The following is a 17,698-nucleotide window of genomic DNA, read 5'->3' as shown; positions in this document are numbered from 1 at the left end:
AGTGCCGCCGCGCCGACCGCGCACGCCCGGGGTACAGCCGCGCTGCGCCGGCAGGTGCTTTCATTGAACGACTTTGAAGTGCTGGCACGCCGCCGCCTGCCCCGGCCGCTGTACGCCTACGTCAGCGGCGCCGTGGAGGACAGCCACTCCCTGGCGGAAAATCGCCGCGCCTTCGCCGAGATCGCGCTGCGGCCGCGCGTGCTGGCTGGCGTGGCCACGCGCGAACTGGGGTTCGAACTGTTCGGCCGGCGCTATACCGCACCTTTCGGCATCGCGCCCATGGGAATCGCGGCACTGTTTGCCTACCGCGGCGATATCGTGCTGGCGGAGGCCGCGCAGCAGGCCGCGGTGCCGGCAATCATGAGCGGTTCGTCGCTGATCCGGCTGGAAGAAGTCATGGCGACAGCGCCCGGCACCTGGTTCCAGGCCTACCTGCCCGGCGACATGGCGCAGATCGATGGGCTGTTGGCGCGCGTGGCGGCGGCCGGCGTGCAAACGCTGGTGATCACCGTCGATACGCCCGTTGCCGGCAATCGCGAGAACAACGTGCGCGCCGGCTTCTCGACGCCGCTGCGGCCGAGCGCGAGTCTGGCATGGCAAGGCATCACGCATCCACGCTGGCTGCTCGGCACCTTTGCGCGCACGCTGCTGCGGCATGGCATGCCGCATTTCGAGAACGCCTACGCGCACCGCGGCGCGCCCATCCTGTCGTCGCGCGTGCTGCGCGACTTCTCCGACCGCGCGCATTTCACCTGGAGGCACCTTGAAGCCATCCGCCGGCGCTGGCAAGGCACGCTGGTGGTCAAGGGCATCCTGATCGCGGAAGACGCGCTGCTGGCACGCCGGCACGGTGTGGACGGGATCATCGTCTCGAACCACGGTGGCCGGCAACTGGACGGCGCCATCGCACCGCTGCGAGTCCTGCCTGAGATCGTTGACGCCGTGCCCGACCTGCCAGTGATGCTCGACAGCGGCGTACGCCGCGGCACGGACGTGATCAAGGCGCTCGCGCTCGGCGCGCGTTGCGTCTTTGTCGGCCGGCCCTTCGCCTATGCGGCGACGGTCGGATCCACCCCCGGCGTGACGCACGCCATCGACTTGTTGCAGGCCGAGATCTCGCGCGATATGGCGATGCTCGGCCTGACCCGGCTGGCAGACATCGGCCCTGCCTGCATCCGACCTGCCGCCTCACCCCACATGCCCCCTCACCCGGAGAGTTATCGATGAGCACGCTTCACGGTTTCCGCATCCACGCCCAGCCGGCGCCGACCGTCAGCAACGCGCTGCTGGAACGCTACCGCGGCTTCCCCGTGGCCAATGTCAGCGACGCAATGAGCCGCACCGTCGGCACCACGCAGCTGCGCCCCTATCACCGGCGTGATGGCGTCATGGCCGGCCGCGCCCTCACGGTGCGCACCCGACCTGGCGACAACCTGATGGTTCACAAGGCCCTCGACCTCTGCGGCCCCGGCGATGTGATCGTCGTCGATGCCGGCGGCGCCGGTCCGAATGCCATCATCGGCGAGATCATGCTGGCGCTGGCGATCGCGCGCGGCGCGGCGGGCTTTGTGATCGACGGGCTGATCCGCGACAGCGATACGATCGGCAAGGAGCCGCTGCCCGTGTATGCGCGCGGGGTATCGCACCGCGGTCCTTACAAGGATGGCCCCGGCGAACTGCATGTGCCCATCTGCATCGACGGCATGGTCGTACGTCCTGGCGACCTGGTGCTGGGCGATGGCGATGGCCTGCTGGTCGTTGCGGCCGAAGACGCGGAGGAAATCGCCGCGCGCGTGGAGAACGTACAGCGCACCGAAGCAGCGGTGCTGGAGTCGATCGCGCAAGGCCGCGCCGATCGCAGCTGGGTCGAGCGCACGCTGCGCGAGAAGGGGGTGGTCGTATGAACGCGCCCGACCTGCCGCTGCCTGCCGCCGGCACGGTGGTCCGTTTCGACCACTGGCTCGACCCGGCCTTCGACAGCATCATCAAGGCCACGCCTGGCCTGACCCTGCACACCTGCGCCCGCGAAGGCGCCGACGCAGCCGCCTGGGACCAGCTGTGCCGCGCCCATGTCTACCAGATCTCGGCCGCCAAGGACGAGATCCCGCGCCACTGGTTTGCCGACGCCGCGCTGCTGGCGCGCTGCCCCAACCTGCTGGCGGTGTCATCCAGCGGCTCCGGCTGCGACACCATCGACATCAATGCCTGCACCGACGCCGGCGTCGCGGTGCTCAACCAGGCCGGCGGCAATGCCGACTCGGTGGCGGAGATGACACTGGGCCTGATGCTGGCGGTACAGCGCCGCATCGCCGAATCCGACCGCCGCCTGCGCGCGCACCACTGCGAAAGCCGTGAGGACCTCATGGGCCACGAACTGCGCGGCCGCACGCTCGGCCTGGTCGGCGTGGGCCACGCTGGCCGCCGCGTCGCCGCGCTTGGCCGCGCCTTTGGCATGCACGTGATCGGCTGCGATCCGGCCCTGGATGTGGCGGAAATGGCCGCACGCGGCGCACAGGCGGTGTCCTTCGAGGAATTGCTGCGCCGGGCCGACGTGGTGTCGTTGCATTGCCCGCGCGACGCCACCACGCTGCGCATGATGGATGCCGCGGCCTTTGCCGCAATGCGGCCGGGCAGCATCTTCGTCAGCACCGCGCGCGGCGGCATCCACGATGAGAACGCGCTGCATGCGGCGCTGGCCACCGGCCAGCTTGCCGGGGCTGGCCTGGATGTGTGGGAGCAGGAACCGCCGCCGCGCGAGAACCCGTTGCTCGCACTGGACAACGTCGTCGCCACCTTTCACACCGCCGGTGTCACGCACGAGGCACGGCGCAGGAACGCAGAGCTGGCCGCGACCCAGATCATCACACTGCTGGCCAGCGGCGCGCAGCCCGAGCGGCTGGTGAACCCCGAAGTCTGGCCACGTGCGCGACAGCGCATCGCGGCAGCGATGCAGGCCGCCGAGCCATCAGTCGCACCTTAGCCCGCAAGTCCGCGATCTATTCTTCATTCATAAGAGGCCGGCACAAGCGACCGGCGAGGAGACACCAACCATGCACACGACCCCAGACCAACGGCGCCGGCGCTTTCCCCTTCGCCTCGCCGGCGCGCTTGCACTGGCCTGCGGCCTCGCCGCCGCGACCGGCGCTCAGGCAGAGGCGGCCTATCCCAACCGCCCGATCCAGATGATCGTGGCCTACGGTCCCGGCGGCGGTACCGACCTGGTGGCGCGGCTGCTGGCCCGGCACCTCGAGAAGCAGCTCGGCGGCGCCACCGTGGTGGTACAGAACAAGCCCGGCGCGGGCGGTGCCATCGGCTTTGCCGAACTGGCGCGGGCCGCACCGGACGGCTACACCATCGGCTTTATCAATACGCCGAACCTGCTGACCATTCCGATCGAGCGCAAGACCGCCTTCACCTGGCGCAGCTTCGACCTGATCGGCAACCTGGTCGACGATCCGGGCGCCTTCACCGTGCACAACAACGACCGCATCGACTCGCTGGCGGCGCTGGTGCGCCATGCCAAGGCGCATCCGGGAGAGGTGTCGGTCGGCACCACCGGCGTCGGCTCGGACGACCACCTCGCCATGCTGCTGTTCCAGAAAGCAGCGGGCGTCAAGCTCACCCATGTCGGCTACAAGGGCGCCGGCGACGTCCGCGCGGCGCTGGTAGGTCAGCAGCTCAGCATCGGCGCGATCAACGTGGGCGAGGCGCTGCAGTACCAGAAGGGTGGCTCGCCGATCAAGTTCATCGGCCAGATGGGTGAGACACGGGCAGCGCTCGCTCCGAACGTGCCCACCTTCCGCGAGCAGGGGTTCGACATCGAGCTGGCCTCGCTGCGCGGCCTGGCGGCGCCCAAGGGGCTGCCTGAGCCGGTCAGGAAGAAACTGGTGGATGCCATGGCGCGCGTGGTCGCCGATCCGCAGTTCCGCCAGCAGGCCGAGGCGATGTATGCCCCGCTGCGCTACCTCGCGCCGGCGGCCTACAGCGCGGAGCTGGAGCGCGGCGAGGCGGGCTTCCGTCAGCTGTGGAAGGCGATGCCGTGGCAAGAGAACTGAGCGTGGTGGGCCTGCGCCCCGCATGGCCCCTGCTTTCGCGCCCGGGTACCGCCGAGCATAAGGCGGAGCGGCGGGCGTTCATGGAAAAGCTGCTGACGCCGAACTGACCGCCCGCAAAAAAAATGACCCGCTCGAAGGCGGGTCGCAAGGTTCAGGAGACCACGGAAGCCAACCCTCAGAACGAGCGCGGCATCCCCAGGATGTGCTCGCCGACGTAGGAAAGAATCAGGTTCGTAGAGATCGGCGCCACCTGGTAGAGGCGGGTCTCACGGAACTTGCGCTCGACGTCGTACTCCGCCGCGAAGCCGAAGCCGCCGTGATACTGCAGGCAGGCATTGGCCGCTTCCCACGATGCGTCCGCCGCCAGCAGCTTCGCCATGTTGGCTTCGGCGCCGCAGGGCTGGTGCGCGTCGAACAGCTTCGCCGCCTTGAACCGCATCAGGTTGGCCGCTTCCACGTTGATGAAGGCCTTGGCGATGGGGAACTGCACGCCCTGGTTCTGGCCGATCGGCCGGCCGAAGACGATGCGCTCGTTGACGTACTTGGTCACCTTGTCGATAAACCAGTAGCCGTCGCCGATGCACTCTGCGGCGATCAGCGTGCGCTCGGCGTTCAGGCCATCGAGGATGTACTTGAAGCCCTTGCCTTCCTCGCCGATCAGGTTCTCCGCCGGGATTTCCAGGTTGTCGAAGAACAGCTCATTGGTCTCATGGTTGACCATGTTGATGATCGGCTGGACCGTCAGGCCCTTGCCGATGGCCTCGCGCAGGTCGACCAGGAAGATCGACATGCCTTCGGATTTCTTCTTGCACTCGGCCAGCGGCGTGGTGCGGGCCAGCAGGATCATCAGGTCGGAATGCTGGACGCGCGAGATCCACACCTTCTGGCCGTTGACGACATATTTGTCGCCCTTGCGCACGGCGGTGGTCTTGATCTTGGTCGTGTCGGTGCCGGTGGTCGGCTCGGTCACGGCCATCGATTGCAGGCGCAGTTCGCCGCTGGCGATCTTGGGCAGGTACAGCTTCTTCTGTTCGGCCGAGCCATGGCGCAGCAGCGTGCCCATGTTGTACATCTGGCCGTGGCAGGCGCCCGAATTGCCGCCGGCACGGTTGATTTCCTCCATGATCACGGACGCCTGGGTCAGGCCCAGGCCCGAGCCGCCATACTCCTCCGGGATCAGCGCTGCCAGCCAGCCCGCTGCGGTCAACGCATTCACGAACTCTTCAGGGTAGCCACGTACCTCGTCGATCTTGCGGAAGTACTCCGACGAGAACTGGCCGCACAGATCGCGCACGGCTTCACGGATTTCCTGGTATTCATCAATTCTGTTCTGCACAGCCTGGTCTCCAACAACTTTTGGGGTTAGTTCAGTTCAGCGGTCGCGCTCATCGCGAGGGCGCCGTCTTCATGGCGGATCCACAGCTCGACGGTCTTGCCGTCTTCGCTGCGCTTGCCGCAGACAAAAATGCGCTGGGGCACGAAGGTCGGCCGCACGCCCCGGAACGAGAAGCTCTTGACCACTGCATCCGGCAGGTTCTTGCGCACCAGCTCGAGCAGCAGCATCGCCTGCAGCGGGCCGTGGACGATCAGGTCCGGATAGTGCTCGACCGCGGTCACATACTGCTTGTCGTAATGGATGCGATGGCCGTTGAAGGTCAGCGCGGAGAAGCGGAATAGCAGGACCGGATCCGTGGCCACCTCGCGCACCCATTCTTCGCCCTGCGGCGCCGGAACCGGTTCCGGTGCGGGCGCGTTCGGCGATGCGCTCTCGCGGTAGACGATGTCGTGTTCTTCGGTAACCGCCAGTCCGTTGCCGCCGTAGTACTTGTGCTCGACCGTCACAAAGGCGAGCGAGCCGCTGCGTCCGCTCTTGGCGCTGACATCGAGGATGCGCGACACCTTGGAGGCGGCATCGCCGATGCGCAGCGGCTGGTGGAACCACAGGCGGCCGCCGGCCCACATGCGGCGCGGCAGCGGCACCGGCGGCAGGAAACCGCCGCGGCTTGCATGGCCATCGGAACCAATCTCGGATTGCCGGTGCAGCGGCAGGAAATAGAGCCAGTGCCAGAGCGGTGCAATCGCGTCGCCGCGAACGGGCGCCGGGTCATCGTAGTCGAGCGTCGCCGCGAGTGCCTTGACGGGAAACGCCGTGACCTCGTCCTGGCCTTCGGTCGTCTTCCCAACCCATTCTTTCAACTTCACAACGTCCATCACGTCTCTCTGTGGTCTGATTGCCTGGCCTCCACTATGCACGGTGCCGCCGCTGCCTCCAATTCGAAAGTTCGGAACGAGCCATTCGCTTCGACAGAAAGCATGGGCTTGTGGGATACCCGAATGCACTGTTCGGAAGAAACGGATTTACGTAGGACCGAAGTGCAGCGAGCATCTGGGCATGACAGAGTGTTGAACTGCTTCCAATGCAAGTCCAGATTCGTTGCCGCAGCCGTGTGTCCCTGCATCGGCTCATCCCGGCCTTCCCGTTGCGGATTACCGCGTCCCGCGGACAGCACATCCTCGCCGCGCGCGGCTTCTCACGCACCCTGCGCGAAGGCCAGACCGTCAGCATCCCGGCGTTCGCGTCCATCGACCTGCACCTGGCGGGCAGCCTGTTCAGCCCAAGCGCCTGTGACCTCGTGCTGGACGACGCCGCGGTGGATCTGCGCACCGTCATGAAGGTCGGGGCGACTGCCCCCAAGGTTGAGTACCTGCGCGAACTGATCTCCGGGACAGTGTTTCACCACCCGCAGCAGGAGTGGAATGCGCGGGTGATGGCCAGTGCGCTCCAGACCACACCGGACCGGATCCGCACCGCGCTGTTCCGGCAAGGGGCTGCCTTTACCCAGATCTGCCGGACGCAGCGGTTGATGCGGGCGCTGTTCGAGTCGATCCAGTCGAACCTGTCCGTGGCGGACCTGAAAGCCCGCGTTGGCTGGGCAGACAGCCGGGACCTGGAGGCGTCCTTCTACGACTGGTTCGGCGTCTCCCTGCAGACGGTTTCGCGCCTGCGGGAAGACAGCCTGTAGGCCGCTACGGCCTATTGCAGCTCGATCAGCAACTGGCCGGCCCGAACCAGCGTACCGGGCTGGACCAGGATGCTCTTCACGGTGCCGCCGGCCTCAGCGATGACGCTGGTCTCCATCTTCATCGCCTCGATGGCTGCCAGCGTGTCGCCCTTGGCGACAGTCTGTCCCGGACTGACGCTCACCGAAATCACGCTGCCCTGCATCGGCGAGGCCACCTGCATCGGGTCATCCGGGTTCGCCATTCGCTCAGCCTGGGCAGCCTTGCCCTCCTCGCGCTTCAAGGCGCGGATCGGACGCGGCTGGCCGTTGACGTCGAAGTACATACGCACGCCACCCTGCGCATCCGCTTCCGCCTGGGCGTTCAGCCCCACGTACAGCGTCTTGCCCTTCTCCAGTTCGACCGCGATCTCCTGGCCAGCTTCCAGGCCATAGAAGAACACGGGCGTCGGCAGGATGGAGACATCGCCGTACTGCTCCTGGTTGGCACAGAAGTCCCTGAAGACCTTCGGATACATCAGCCAGGAGGCAAGGTCGTTGTCGGACAGTGACCGGCCAACCTCACCTTCGGCCTGCTTGCGGGCCGCTTCCAGGTCGACCGCCGGAATATGTGCACCGGCCCTGCCCTCGATCGGCGCGGCGCCGCGCAGCAGCTTCTTCTGCAGCGCTTCGGGAAAGCCATCGGCCGGATAGCCCATCTCGCCGCGGCACATCGAGATGACGGAGTCCGGTACCGAGACCTCCTTGGCCGGGTCGAGGATATCGGCGGTCGACAGCTTGTTGGCGACCAGGTGCAGCGCCATGTCGCCCACGACCTTGGACGACGGCGTGACCTTGACGATGTCGCCGAACATCACATTGACGTCGGCGTAGGCCTGTGCGACCTCCGGCCATTGCGCCGCCAGCCCGAGCGAGCGCGCCTGCTCGCGCAGGTTGGTGTACTGGCCGCCCGGCATTTCATGGCGGTAGACGTCCGACGTGCCGGCGCGCATATCCGCCTCGAAAGGTTCGTAGTTCCTGCGCACGGACTCCCAGTAGGTGCAGAACGGCTGCAGGTCACGGTAGCCGAGCGCGGGCTTGCGAGCGCTATGCTCGAGCGCCGCGCAGATGGCGCCGAGGCTTGGCTGCGAAGTAAGCCCGCTCATCGAGTCCATGGCACCATCCACGGCGTCGACGCCGGCGTCGACCGCCGCCAGCACCGATGCCACCGAAGCGCCGCTGGTGTCGTGCGTATGGAAGTGGACCGGCAAGCCGACCTCCTCCTTCAACGCCTTCACCAACGCATGGACTGCCTGCGGGCGGCATACGCCGGCCATGTCCTTCAGGCCGAGGATGTGGACGCCAGCCTTTTCGAGCGCCTTGGCCAGCTCGACGTAGTAGCGGATGTCGTACTTGGCGCGCGAGCGGTCAAACAGGTCCCCCGTATAGCAGATGGTGCCCTCGCACAACGCCCCGGTGTCGAGCACCGCATCGATCGCCACGCGCATGTTCTCGACCCAGTTGAAGGAGTCGAATACGCGGAACAGGTCAACCCCGCTGGCGGCAGCCCGCTTGACGAAGTACTGGACCACGTTGTCCGCGTAGTTCGTATAGCCGACAGCATTGGAGCCCCGCAGCAGCATCTGGAACAGGATATTGGGGACGGCCTCGCGCAGTGCTTCCAGCCTCTGCCACGGGTCCTCCTTCAGGAAGCGCATGGCCACATCAAAGGTCGCGCCGCCCCAGCACTCCATCGAGAACAGCCCTGGCAACTGCCGCGCGTAGTATGGGGCAATGGCAGTCATGTCGCCGGTCCGCATCCGGGTCGCCAGCAGCGACTGGTGGGCGTCGCGCATAGTGGTGTCGGTCAGCAGGACGGCCTTGCTCGCCTTCATCCACTCGGCAAACGCCCGTGGGCCGATGCAGGATAGCAGCGTGCGCGTCCCTTCCGGAACCGCGCCGGCGGGATCGGTAGCAGGCAGCGGATGCGACAGCACAATCCTGGAGGGCGCGGCGCGTCCCTTGACGTCCGGGTTGCCGTTGACATTGACGTCGGCAATGAAGTTCAGCAGCTTGGTCGCCCGGTCGCGGCGCTGGCGGAAATTGAACAGCTCGGGCGTGTTGTCGATAAAGCGCGTGGTACAGCGGCCCGAGCGGAATGCCTCGTGTTCGATCACGTTCTCGAGGAAGGCCAGGTTGGTGGCCACGCCGCGAACGCGGAACTCGCGCAGCGCGCGGCTCATGCGCTCGTTGGCCTCGTCGGCATCGCGCCCCTTGCAGGTCACCTTGACCAGCAACGAGTCGTAGTAAGGCGTCACCACGGCCCCGGTATAGGCGGTGCCGGCGTCGAGCCGGATGCCGAAACCGGCGGCGCTGCGATATGCGGTCACCTTGCCGTGGTCGGGCGAGAAGCCGTTCTCCGGATCTTCGGTGGTCACGCGGCACTGGACGGCGTGCCCGCGCAGCCTGATCTCTTCCTGGCGCGGCACGGACGAAGCGGCGTCCCCGATCCGGGCGCCTTCCGTGATGCGGATCTGCGCCTTCACGATATCGACCCCGGTGACTTCCTCGGTCACCGTGTGCTCGACCTGGACGCGGGGATTGACTTCGATGAAGTAGAAGGCCTCCGTGTCGGCGTCCATCAGGAATTCGACCGTACCCGCATGCGTGTACGAGACGGCTCTCGCAAGCTTGAGCGCTTCCCCGCACAGCGCCTGGCGCCTGGCATCGTCCAGGTACGGGGCCGGTGCCCGCTCGACCACCTTCTGGTTGCGCCGCTGCACCGAGCAATCGCGCTCGAACAGATGGACGATATTGCCGTGGGTGTCGCCAAGAATCTGCACCTCGACATGCTTGGCCCGCGCAATGAACTTCTCGAGATAGACCTCGTCGTTGCCGAAGGCGGCCCTGGCTTCGCGCCGCGCCGCGAATGGCGTCCGCCAGGTCGGCCTCCTTGTGGATGGCGCGCATGCCGCGGCCGCCGCCGCCCCAGCTCGCCTTCAGCATCAGCGGATAGCCGACCTCCGCCGCCAGCTTGCGGGCCTGCTCCAGGTCATCGGGGAGCGCGCCAGTGGCGGGCACCACCGGCACACCCACCCGCTGCGCCAGTTCCCGTGCGGCAACCTTGTTGCCCAGCTCGCGCATCACCTCTGGCTTCGGGCCGATAAACGCGATGCCCTCCTGCGCGCAGCGCTCGGCGAAGTCCGGATTCTCGGAGAGGAAGCCGTAGCCCGGATGGATGGCATCCACGCCCGCCCCCTTGGCCACGCGCAGGATATCCTCGATATCGAGATAGGCGTCGACGGGCTTCTTGCCCTGGCCGACCAGGTAGCTCTCGTCAGCCTTGAAGCGATGCTGGGCGAAACGGTCCTGGTAGGAATAGATGGCGACGGTGCGGATGCCAAGCTCGCTGGCGGCGCGCATCACGCGAATGGCGATCTCGCCCCGGTTGGCGATCAGGAGACTGCGGATTTTCTTCATCTTGCTTGTGGAAACCCAGGAATTTTGGATTGCGTTCGCGCCTGTCAGGAGGTGAGGCGGCCCGCCTGCCTCAGCAGGTCCGCAGCACGTGCGATCACGGGCGCGTCTACCATTTCTCCATCCAGCTGGAACGCACCGGGGCTCGACTTTGCACCATCGATGACCCGCTGCGCCCACGCCAGTTGTGCTTCGGTAGGCCGGTATGCCGCGTTGACCTCCGCTACCTGCGCCGGATGGATGCAGAGCTTTGCGCCGAATCCCAGCCGGCGGCCACGGGTGCTGGCAGCGCGCAGTTCATCCACATCGGAGATGGAGACTGTCACCCCGTCCACCGGCGCGGCAATGCCCGCGGCCCGGGAGGCCAGGACCAGCATGGAGCGGAAGAAGAGCAGTTCCTGGTCGTCCCCTTCGATACCCAGCTCCGTGCGGAAATCCACGGTGCCGAAGATCAGGCGCTCGACGCCAGGCGCTGCGGCAATTTCTGCCACGTTGGTCATGCCGGCGGCAGTCTCGATCAGCGGCAGCACTTTGACCTCCGGTGGCAGGTGTCGCACGACCTCGGCGATTTGCGCCGCGCTCTCCGCCTTGGGCAGCACGATGCCCTGAACGCCCGCCTTCAGACATGCGCGCACGTCATCCTCGAACCAGCGCGTCTGCGTGGCGTTGATGCGGACCAGGCCAGTGCCGCCTGCGGCCAGGTAGTCCGCCAGCAGTTGCCTGGCGCGGTCCTTGTCGCCCTGGGAAACGGCATCCTCCAGGTCCAGGATGACGCGATCGGCGCCCGATGCATGGGCCTTGGCAAAACGCTCCGGCCGGTTGGCGGGAACAAAGAGGTAGGAACGGGTGATGGCGGTGGTGGTCATGGGAGCACTGTCTGGCAGATGGGCGAGCGCCTCCCTGCCTGCAAGTGGCCGCGAAGAGGCAGGAACAAGGAACGGCCGCGGTCCGGCCGGCGGATCAGATGGCGCCTTCGGTGTGCAGGCGCGACACGTCCTCGGCGGTGTAGCCAAGTTCGCGCAGGATGCCTTCGCTGTGTTCGCCCAGGGCCGGGATGGCGTCCATGCGCGGCTCGAAGGCATTCGGCAGGCCGGGCGGCAACAGTGCCGGAATCACACCCACCGGCGATGAAACCGACGTCCACCGCTCGCGTGCCTTGAGCTGCGGGTGGTTCCAGACATCGCGCATATCGTTCATGCGGGCGTTGGCGATCTGGGCGCGCTCCAGCCGCTCGACCACCTGGTCGATGGTCAGTGCGGAGAAGACGTCGGTGATGACCTGCGTCAGCTCGTCGCGGCTCCTGGCGCGCAGGGAGTTGGTGACGAAGCGCGCGTCGGTGGCGAGCTCCGGCCGTTCCAGCACGACCCGGCAGAAGGCTTCCCACTCGCGCTCGTTCTGCAGGCCGAGGACGATGGTCTTGCCGTCGCCGGCCGTGAACGGGCCATAGGGGAAGATGGTCGCATGCGAGGCGCCGGCGCGCGGCGGCGGCGTGGCGCCGTCGAAGGCGTAGTAGAGGGGGTAGCTCATCCACTCGACCATGCTTTCCAGCATCGATACGTCGATATGGGCGCCCTTGCCCGTCTTGCCGCGCTGCAGCAGGGCCGCCAGGATATTGGTGTACGCGTACATGCCGGCGGCGATGTCCGCGATCGAGCAGCCTGCCTTGGACGGGCTCTCCGGCGTGCCGGTGATGGAGACGAAGCCCGACTCGGCCTGGATCAGCAGGTCATAGGCCTTCTTGTCCCGGTACGGGCCGTCGTTGCCGTAGCCGGAGATATCGCAGACGACGATGCCGGGATAGCGCTGGGAAAGCGCTTCGTAGGACAGGCCGAGCCGGTCGGCGGCGCCCGGCGCCAGGTTCTGGACCAGCACGTCCGCCTTGTCGAGGATCTTCTGCAGGATTGCCGGCGCTTCCTGGTGTTTCAGGTCCAGGGCCAGGCTCTCCTTGGAGCGGTTGGTCCAGGCGAAATGCGACGACATGCCGTCCACCCGCTCGTCATAGCCGCGGGCAAAGTCGCCAACCTTGGGCCGTTCGATCTTGATCACGCGCGCGCCCAGGTCGGCGAGCTGGCGGGTACAGAACGGCGCAGCGATTGCATGCTCCAGAGAAACCACGGTAATGCCATCGAGGGGACGCATAACAGCCTTTTTCGAGAAAGGTAGCGTTCGAACTGCCTTGGCAGGAACAAACGACTGGGATTCGGTGCGCGAGGCGACTTCGCTTGCAGTAAGTCTCTCAGCGCTTGGAGAGTCGGTAAATCTCGTTTTCTCGAAGCGGCCATTCGTCTGCGGCGAAAGCACGGGCGTTCGGGACCGCCATGACCTGGTTTGCGACATATGTGGCGCCTTGATACAGTTGAGGCAAGGAGCACATATGCATTTTGACTATGCCGACCTCAGGCTGTTTGCTCGCATCGCCGAGGAGGAAAACCTGTCGCGCGGGGCGAAAAAGGCATTTTTGTCTCCGGCCGCGGCCAGCGCACGACTAAAGGCGCTGGAAGACCAGCTAGGTACCCGCCTCTTCTATCGGGAGAGCAAAGGCCTCGCCCTGACCCCCGCCGGCGAACGCCTGCTGCGGCATACCCGCGTGATCGAGCGCCAGTTCGAGCATGTCAAAAGCGAGTTCGAGGAGTATTCCAAGGACACGGTCGGCCATATCCGCATCTTTGCAAACACCACCGCCGTCACGGAGTTCATGCCCGAGGTCCTGGCGCGCTTCATGGCAGAGCGGCCTGCCGTCACCGTCGACCTGCAGGAACGCCTGACGCGGGACATCATCCGCGGGGTATTGGACGGGAGCGCGGATCTCGGCATCATCTCCGGGCCGCTGAATTCGGAAGGGCTGGAGGTCATCCATTTCAGTACGGACAAGCTGGTACTGGCCACACCGGTCGGCCATCCCCTGACCCAGAAGCCAGAACTCTCCTTTAACGACACGCTCGACTACGAGCATGTCAGCCTGCATGAAGGCAGCACCCTGCACGCGTTTCTGACCGAACTTGTCCGCGACCAGCGGCGCAAGCTCCAGATCCGCATCCAGATCCGGAGCTTTGAAGCCATGTGCCGGATGATCGAGGCCGGCGTCGGCATTGGCGTGGTCCCGCTGTCCGCGGCGTTGCGTCACAAGCAGACGATGAAGATCGAAATCATCGAACTTCACGAGCCGTGGGCGATCCGGGAGCGGGCGGTGATCGTGCGGGAACTGGAAGGGCTGCCTGGGTGTGCCAAGGCGTTGATCGATGAACTGATCGAAGTGGCGCAGGCGGCGGGCGGCAGCCCGGCTGGACTCAATCTCTGATGACGAGGATGGCTTCAATCTCCACCGTCATGCCATGAGGTAACGAGCTCACGCCCACGGCCGAGCGAGTATGCCTTCCCTTTTCCCCAAATACGTTGACGAGAATGTCCGAGCAACCGTCAATGACCTTGGTGTGGCGGCGGAACGTTGTGCTCGCATGCACCATGCCCAATAGCTTGACCACTGCTTCGACGCGACTTAGCTCGCCAACGGCAAGCTTTATCGTTGCAAGCATGTTCAGCGCTGCAAGTTGAGCGTCGGCATACCCGGCAGGCACCTGCTCGTCGGAATCGAGACGCCCCAACCGGTACGTGTTATCCGGTAACCGAGGGCCGTGCCCCGACAGGTAGAGGGTGTTTCCAATCAATCGATACGGAATATAGGTACCGTTCGGCGGCAAGGCTGCTGGAATCTCGAACCCTAGTTCCGCAAGTCTTTCTTCAGGTGTCATACAAGAGCTCTCCGGTGGACTGTCTGAAAGCAAGTAACGCGTCGCCTGCCTGTGGCAGCATACCCATGCACCTCTAGCAGCGCTCCCTGGCCTCCTGTCGCCCGGCCAGCGCGCGGGTAAAGATGGCCGGGTCAACGTTCCCCCCTGAGCAAACGATCGCCACGTTTTTACCGGCCAGGTCGACCTTCTTCTCGATTACTGCAGCCAGGCTCGCGGCCGCGCCGGGCTCGACCACAAGTTTCAGCAGGCGAAAGGCAGCAGATACTGCGCGCAGCGCCTCTTCGTCATTGACGCTGATGCCAGCGAGACGGTGTCGAAGAAGCACACTCAGTGGTTTAGTACCCACAACCGGGCCGGAAATTGCATCCATGACCGTCTTTGGAACCGAGGTATTTCTCTCAGGACTTCCGCTGACCAGCGAATGCGCCATCTTCTCAAAGCCTTGGGGCTCCACGATGAAACACTGAGCCTGCGGGTACTTCGCTGTTACGGCGGTGATGACCCCGGACGAGAGCCCTCCGCCACTGCAATTCACGAGCAACGCGTCGAGCGACACGCCGCGCTCCTCGAATTGCTCACAAATCTCCAGGCCAACGGTGCCTTGCCCGGCCATGACATCAAAGTCGTCAAAGGGAGAAACGAATGTCATGCGCCTTTGCTCGATGATTTTGTCCGCGACGGCCTCGCGTTCTTCGGTCTGGGGGTCGTACAGTATGATTTCCGCGCCCCACCAGCGACAGCTATCGATCTTGATTGCAGGCGCCGTTTGCGGCAGCACGATTACCGCGGGACAACCCACCAACCTGGCGGCCGCGGCAACACCCTGGCCGTGATTGCCGGCCGAGTACGTAACCACCCCGCGTTCGAGGCGTCCGGCATCAAGCGAAAGTAGCTTGTTCAGCGCCCCTCGGATCTTGAATGAGCCGGTCAGCTGAAGCGGCTCCGCCTTGACAAACAGATTGCAGCCCGCCGCCTCGTCAAGCATCGGCGTGCTAAGCAGCGGCGTCCGGACAATATGAGGGTTGATGCGCGCCGCGGCGCGACGAATGTCGTCCAGGTCGAAGTTTTTCATTTCATTCCGTTCGGTGTGAAGTGCACTGACAAGCTCAGCCTAGTCCACTGAATCATTGAAATGGGAGGTGAAGGACATGTCATGCGGGATGCAGCGCTAGGCGCAAAGCGCAGCAATAGCACGGCTATTGCGAGCATTTGCAACGACGCGATGCGCCCGCATGACATGGCAGGCACCGACCAATTTCAGTGAATCAGTGGACTAGTGCTGCAGGATCTTGGAAAGGAAATCCTTCGCGCGCGGCGACCTCGTTTCGGCGTTGCCAAAGAAATCGTCCGTGGCACAATCCTCGATGATCCTCCCGCCATCCATGAAGATCACGCGGTCGCTCACCTTCCTGGCGAAGCCCATTTCGTGGGTCACGCACATCATGGTCATGCCTTCATTCGCCAGTTGCACCATGACGTCCAGCACTTCGCCTACCATCTCCGGGTCCAGCGCTGAAGTTGGCTCGTCAAACAGCATGACAGCCGGATCCATCGACAGCGCCCGGGCAATCGCCACGCGCTGCTGCTGCCCTCCCGACAGTTGTCCCGGATACTTTTCCTTGTGTGCAAGCAGCCCTACACGTTCCAGCATCTTCAGGCCACGGCACTTCGCGTCAGCGCGATCACGGCCCAGGACTTTCACCTGGGCCAGCGTCAGGTTCTCGGTCACAGAGAGATGCGGGAAGAGCTCAAAGTGCTGAAAGACCATGCCTACACCGGAGCGAACTCTGGGGAGGTTGGTTTTGGGATCGGTAATGGAGGAGCCATTGACGACGATATCGCCGCTCTGTACCGGTTCAAGGCCGTTGACCGTCTTGATCAACGTACTTTTTCCGGAGCCGGACGGCCCGCATACGACGACCACCTCTCCCTTGCTGATCCCGGTGGTGCAGTCCGTCAGCACTCGTGTGCTTCCGTACCATTTGCTAATGTTGTTGATACTGATCATGACGCGTCTCCTCAGCGAATGATTTGCACCTTTCTCTGCAGCCTTCTCACGAGCATGGACAGGGAAAGGCAGATAGCGAAGTAGACAACCGTCGCTATCAGGTAGGTTTCTACCGGCCGATTGAGGTTCTTTCCGACCACTTCGAACCCTTTGAGCAGATCATGCGCACCGATCGCATAAACCAGGCTCGTGTCCTGAAACAGCACGATCGTCTGTGTCAGCAGCACAGGCAGCATGTTGCGGAAGGCCTGCGGCAGAACTACCTGGTGCATGGTCTGCACATAGGTCATGCCCATCGCATATCCGGCAAACACCTGCCCCCGTGGCACACTCTGAATGCCCGCCCGCATGATCTCCGAGTAGTAAGCCGCTTCGAATGCGGTGAAGGTGATGATCGCAGACAGCTCTGCACCAAGCGGTCGCTTCAACAGCAGGGGTATCAGCAGGAAGAACCACAGGATCACCATCACCAGCGGCACGGATCTGAGCGTGTTGACGTAAGCGGCCGCCGGCACCTCCAGCCATCGCTTGCCGGACAATCGCATCAACGCGAGCATGGTTCCGAGTACGATCCCACCGAGCATTGCGACCAGCGTGAGTTGCACTGAAAAGTAGAGCCCTTTCAGCACGAACCCCGAAACGACGCTCCAGTTGAAGAAACTGAAATCCAAAGTGTTCATTTGACTGCCCCCGGCATGCCAGGTACACGGACCTTGCGCTCGATGATGTGCGCAATGCGGTTGACGGCAAAGGCGGAGATGAAATACAAGCCGGTCACCGCCAGGTAGATCTCGATACCGCGGGCGGTCTCTTCCTGCGCCTGCATCGCGAACATTGTCAGTTCGGCGATGCTCACCGCGAATGCCACCGAAGAGTTCTTGATGATGCTCATCGACTCACTGGTGAGCGGCGGAATGATGATTCTCAGCGCCACCGGCAAGATGACGTAGCGATATGTCTGGACCGGGGTGAATCCCATTGCCAGGCCCGCATGGCGCTGGCCTCGCGGCAACGCCAGGATCCCCGCCTTTACCTGCTCCGCGACACGAGAGGAGGTATAAAGTCCCAGCGCCATGACCACCAGGAAAAATCCAGGCAACGCGCGCAGGCTCGGGATAAGCCCGGGAATGACGTGGTACCAGAGGAAGATCTGAAGCAGCAGCGGAATATTGCGGAATACCTCGGTCCAGACATTGCCGAACGCCACTACCGCACGATTTCCGGTGGTACGCAACACGCCCACAATGGCACCGACCAGCAACGCCAGAACCAGCGAGCACAGCGCAACGGAAAGTGTCCATCCCCACGCCGACAGCATCCACTCCAGATACGTCTCGCCTCCGCCGGTGTCCTGAAGAAACACCTGCCAATCCCAATAATTACTCAACGATGTCTCCTTCCGCTCCATTT

The 17,698-nt window shown here is 64.4% G+C and carries 16 protein-coding genes and 1 pseudogene; 7 read left to right on the top strand and 10 right to left on the bottom strand.

Features of this window, described 5'->3' with window-relative positions; genetic code table 11:
• Nucleotides 1-54 precede the first annotated feature (54 nt).
• From ACW4E8_RS11070 to ACW4E8_RS11050, 5 genes are all read left to right on the top strand, one after another.
• The gene (locus tag ACW4E8_RS11070) at nucleotides 55-1,227 is read left to right on the top strand and encodes an alpha-hydroxy acid oxidase (RefSeq protein WP_456804544.1); all 1,173 of its coding nucleotides are present in this window, start codon (nucleotides 55-57) and stop codon (nucleotides 1,225-1,227) included.
• The gene (locus tag ACW4E8_RS11065; protein ID WP_456804543.1) at nucleotides 1,224-1,904 is read left to right on the top strand and encodes an RraA family protein; all 681 of its coding nucleotides are present in this window, start codon (nucleotides 1,224-1,226) and stop codon (nucleotides 1,902-1,904) included. Before ACW4E8_RS11070 ends, ACW4E8_RS11065 begins: the two co-directional genes overlap by 4 nt.
• The gene (locus ACW4E8_RS11060) at nucleotides 1,901-2,980 is read left to right on the top strand and encodes a hydroxyacid dehydrogenase (protein ID WP_456804542.1); all 1,080 of its coding nucleotides are present in this window, start codon (nucleotides 1,901-1,903) and stop codon (nucleotides 2,978-2,980) included. Before ACW4E8_RS11065 ends, ACW4E8_RS11060 begins: the two co-directional genes overlap by 4 nt.
• A 70-nt stretch (nucleotides 2,981-3,050) precedes the next feature.
• Nucleotides 3,051-4,055: a tripartite tricarboxylate transporter substrate binding protein gene (locus ACW4E8_RS11055; protein ID WP_456804541.1), complete on the top strand. Its 1,005-nt coding sequence runs from the start codon at nucleotides 3,051-3,053 to the stop codon at nucleotides 4,053-4,055.
• Nucleotides 4,040-4,162 carry a hypothetical protein gene (locus ACW4E8_RS11050; protein ID WP_456804540.1) on the top strand — a complete coding sequence of 41 codons (123 nt, stop codon included), beginning with the start codon at nucleotides 4,040-4,042 and terminating at the stop codon, nucleotides 4,160-4,162. Before ACW4E8_RS11055 ends, ACW4E8_RS11050 begins: the two co-directional genes overlap by 16 nt.
• Before the next feature lie 68 nt (nucleotides 4,163-4,230).
• Here ACW4E8_RS11050 and ACW4E8_RS11045 read toward each other — a convergent pair whose 3' ends face one another.
• Both ACW4E8_RS11045 and ACW4E8_RS11040 read right to left on the bottom strand, forming a co-directional pair.
• Nucleotides 4,231-5,391, bottom strand: a complete 1,161-nt coding sequence (locus ACW4E8_RS11045) for an acyl-CoA dehydrogenase family protein (protein ID WP_456804539.1) — start codon at nucleotides 5,389-5,391, stop codon at nucleotides 4,231-4,233.
• A gap of 26 nt (nucleotides 5,392-5,417) precedes the next feature.
• Nucleotides 5,418-6,266, bottom strand: coding sequence for an FAS1-like dehydratase domain-containing protein (locus ACW4E8_RS11040; RefSeq protein WP_456804538.1), 849 nt, complete (start codon nucleotides 6,264-6,266; stop codon nucleotides 5,418-5,420).
• 206 nt (nucleotides 6,267-6,472) lie between these two features.
• Here ACW4E8_RS11040 and ACW4E8_RS11035 point away from each other — a divergent pair, with 206 nt between their 5' ends.
• A complete protein-coding gene (locus ACW4E8_RS11035; RefSeq protein ID WP_456804537.1) occupies nucleotides 6,473-7,078 on the top strand; it encodes a hypothetical protein in 606 nt (201 codons plus the stop codon).
• An 11-nt stretch (nucleotides 7,079-7,089) separates the two neighbouring features.
• Here the strand turns inward: ACW4E8_RS11035 and ACW4E8_RS11030 are convergent.
• The 3 genes and pseudogenes from ACW4E8_RS11030 to ACW4E8_RS11020 form a co-directional block, all read right to left on the bottom strand.
• Nucleotides 7,090-10,534 (bottom strand): annotated as a pseudogene (locus tag ACW4E8_RS11030) (pyruvate carboxylase).
• A 44-nt stretch (nucleotides 10,535-10,578) separates the two neighbouring features.
• Complete coding sequence (locus tag ACW4E8_RS11025) at nucleotides 10,579-11,397, bottom strand: HpcH/HpaI aldolase/citrate lyase family protein (RefSeq protein ID WP_456804536.1); 819 nt, start codon at nucleotides 11,395-11,397, stop codon at nucleotides 10,579-10,581.
• Between the two features lie 94 nt (nucleotides 11,398-11,491).
• On the bottom strand, nucleotides 11,492-12,670 hold the full coding sequence (locus ACW4E8_RS11020) for a CaiB/BaiF CoA transferase family protein (protein WP_456804535.1): 1,179 nt from the start codon (nucleotides 12,668-12,670) through the stop codon (nucleotides 11,492-11,494).
• Nucleotides 12,671-12,905: 235 nt separating this feature from the next.
• Between ACW4E8_RS11020 and ACW4E8_RS11015 the strand changes: the two genes are divergently transcribed.
• Nucleotides 12,906-13,829 carry a LysR family transcriptional regulator gene (locus ACW4E8_RS11015; protein WP_456804534.1) on the top strand — a complete coding sequence of 308 codons (924 nt, stop codon included), beginning with the start codon at nucleotides 12,906-12,908 and terminating at the stop codon, nucleotides 13,827-13,829.
• Here the strand turns inward: ACW4E8_RS11015 and ACW4E8_RS11010 are convergent.
• The 5 genes from ACW4E8_RS11010 to ACW4E8_RS10990 form a co-directional block, all read right to left on the bottom strand.
• Entirely contained in the window at nucleotides 13,819-14,280 is a 462-nt protein-coding gene (locus ACW4E8_RS11010) for a RidA family protein (protein WP_456804533.1), read from the bottom strand. The genes ACW4E8_RS11015 and ACW4E8_RS11010 overlap by 11 nt on opposite strands.
• Before the next feature lie 73 nt (nucleotides 14,281-14,353).
• Nucleotides 14,354-15,352 carry a threonine ammonia-lyase gene (locus tag ACW4E8_RS11005; RefSeq protein WP_456804532.1) on the bottom strand — a complete coding sequence of 333 codons (999 nt, stop codon included), beginning with the start codon at nucleotides 15,350-15,352 and terminating at the stop codon, nucleotides 14,354-14,356.
• A 201-nt stretch (nucleotides 15,353-15,553) separates the two neighbouring features.
• Nucleotides 15,554-16,288 (bottom strand): amino acid ABC transporter ATP-binding protein, encoded by a 735-nt coding sequence (locus ACW4E8_RS11000; RefSeq protein ID WP_456804531.1) that lies wholly within the window; start codon nucleotides 16,286-16,288, stop codon nucleotides 15,554-15,556.
• 11 nt (nucleotides 16,289-16,299) lie between these two features.
• Nucleotides 16,300-16,968 carry an amino acid ABC transporter permease gene (locus ACW4E8_RS10995; protein WP_456804530.1) on the bottom strand — a complete coding sequence of 223 codons (669 nt, stop codon included), beginning with the start codon at nucleotides 16,966-16,968 and terminating at the stop codon, nucleotides 16,300-16,302.
• Nucleotides 16,965-17,675 (bottom strand): amino acid ABC transporter permease, encoded by a 711-nt coding sequence (locus ACW4E8_RS10990; RefSeq protein ID WP_456804529.1) that lies wholly within the window; start codon nucleotides 17,673-17,675, stop codon nucleotides 16,965-16,967. Before ACW4E8_RS10990 ends, ACW4E8_RS10995 begins: the two co-directional genes overlap by 4 nt.
• Nucleotides 17,676-17,698 lie beyond the last annotated feature (23 nt).

It is taken from the genome of Cupriavidus sp. CP313 (assembly GCF_054072015.1).
The sequence above is the reverse complement of the archived record's forward strand: the minus strand, read 5'-3'. Positions and strand labels throughout refer to the sequence as shown.

Excerpts from the sequence above, each read along its gene's own strand:
- ACW4E8_RS11065 (WP_456804543.1), top strand. The coding sequence starts at position 1,224 with ATGAGCACGCTTCACGGTTTCCGCATCCACGCCCAGCCGGCGCCGACC.
- ACW4E8_RS11060 (WP_456804542.1), top strand. The coding sequence starts at position 1,901 with ATGAACGCGCCCGACCTGCCGCTGCCTGCCGCCGGCACGGTGGTCCGT.
- ACW4E8_RS11055 (WP_456804541.1), top strand. The coding sequence starts at position 3,051 with ATGCACACGACCCCAGACCAACGGCGCCGGCGCTTTCCCCTTCGCCTC.
- ACW4E8_RS11040 (WP_456804538.1), bottom strand. The coding sequence starts at position 6,266 with ATGGACGTTGTGAAGTTGAAAGAATGGGTTGGGAAGACGACCGAAGGC.
- ACW4E8_RS11035 (WP_456804537.1), top strand. The coding sequence starts at position 6,473 with ATGCAAGTCCAGATTCGTTGCCGCAGCCGTGTGTCCCTGCATCGGCTC.
- ACW4E8_RS11025 (WP_456804536.1), bottom strand. The coding sequence starts at position 11,397 with ATGACCACCACCGCCATCACCCGTTCCTACCTCTTTGTTCCCGCCAAC.
- ACW4E8_RS11020 (WP_456804535.1), bottom strand. The coding sequence starts at position 12,670 with ATGCGTCCCCTCGATGGCATTACCGTGGTTTCTCTGGAGCATGCAATC.
- ACW4E8_RS11015 (WP_456804534.1), top strand. The coding sequence starts at position 12,906 with ATGCATTTTGACTATGCCGACCTCAGGCTGTTTGCTCGCATCGCCGAG.
- ACW4E8_RS11010 (WP_456804533.1), bottom strand. The coding sequence starts at position 14,280 with ATGACACCTGAAGAAAGACTTGCGGAACTAGGGTTCGAGATTCCAGCA.
- ACW4E8_RS11005 (WP_456804532.1), bottom strand. The coding sequence starts at position 15,352 with ATGAAAAACTTCGACCTGGACGACATTCGTCGCGCCGCGGCGCGCATC.
- ACW4E8_RS11000 (WP_456804531.1), bottom strand. The coding sequence starts at position 16,288 with ATGATCAGTATCAACAACATTAGCAAATGGTACGGAAGCACACGAGTG.
- ACW4E8_RS10995 (WP_456804530.1), bottom strand. The coding sequence starts at position 16,968 with ATGAACACTTTGGATTTCAGTTTCTTCAACTGGAGCGTCGTTTCGGGG.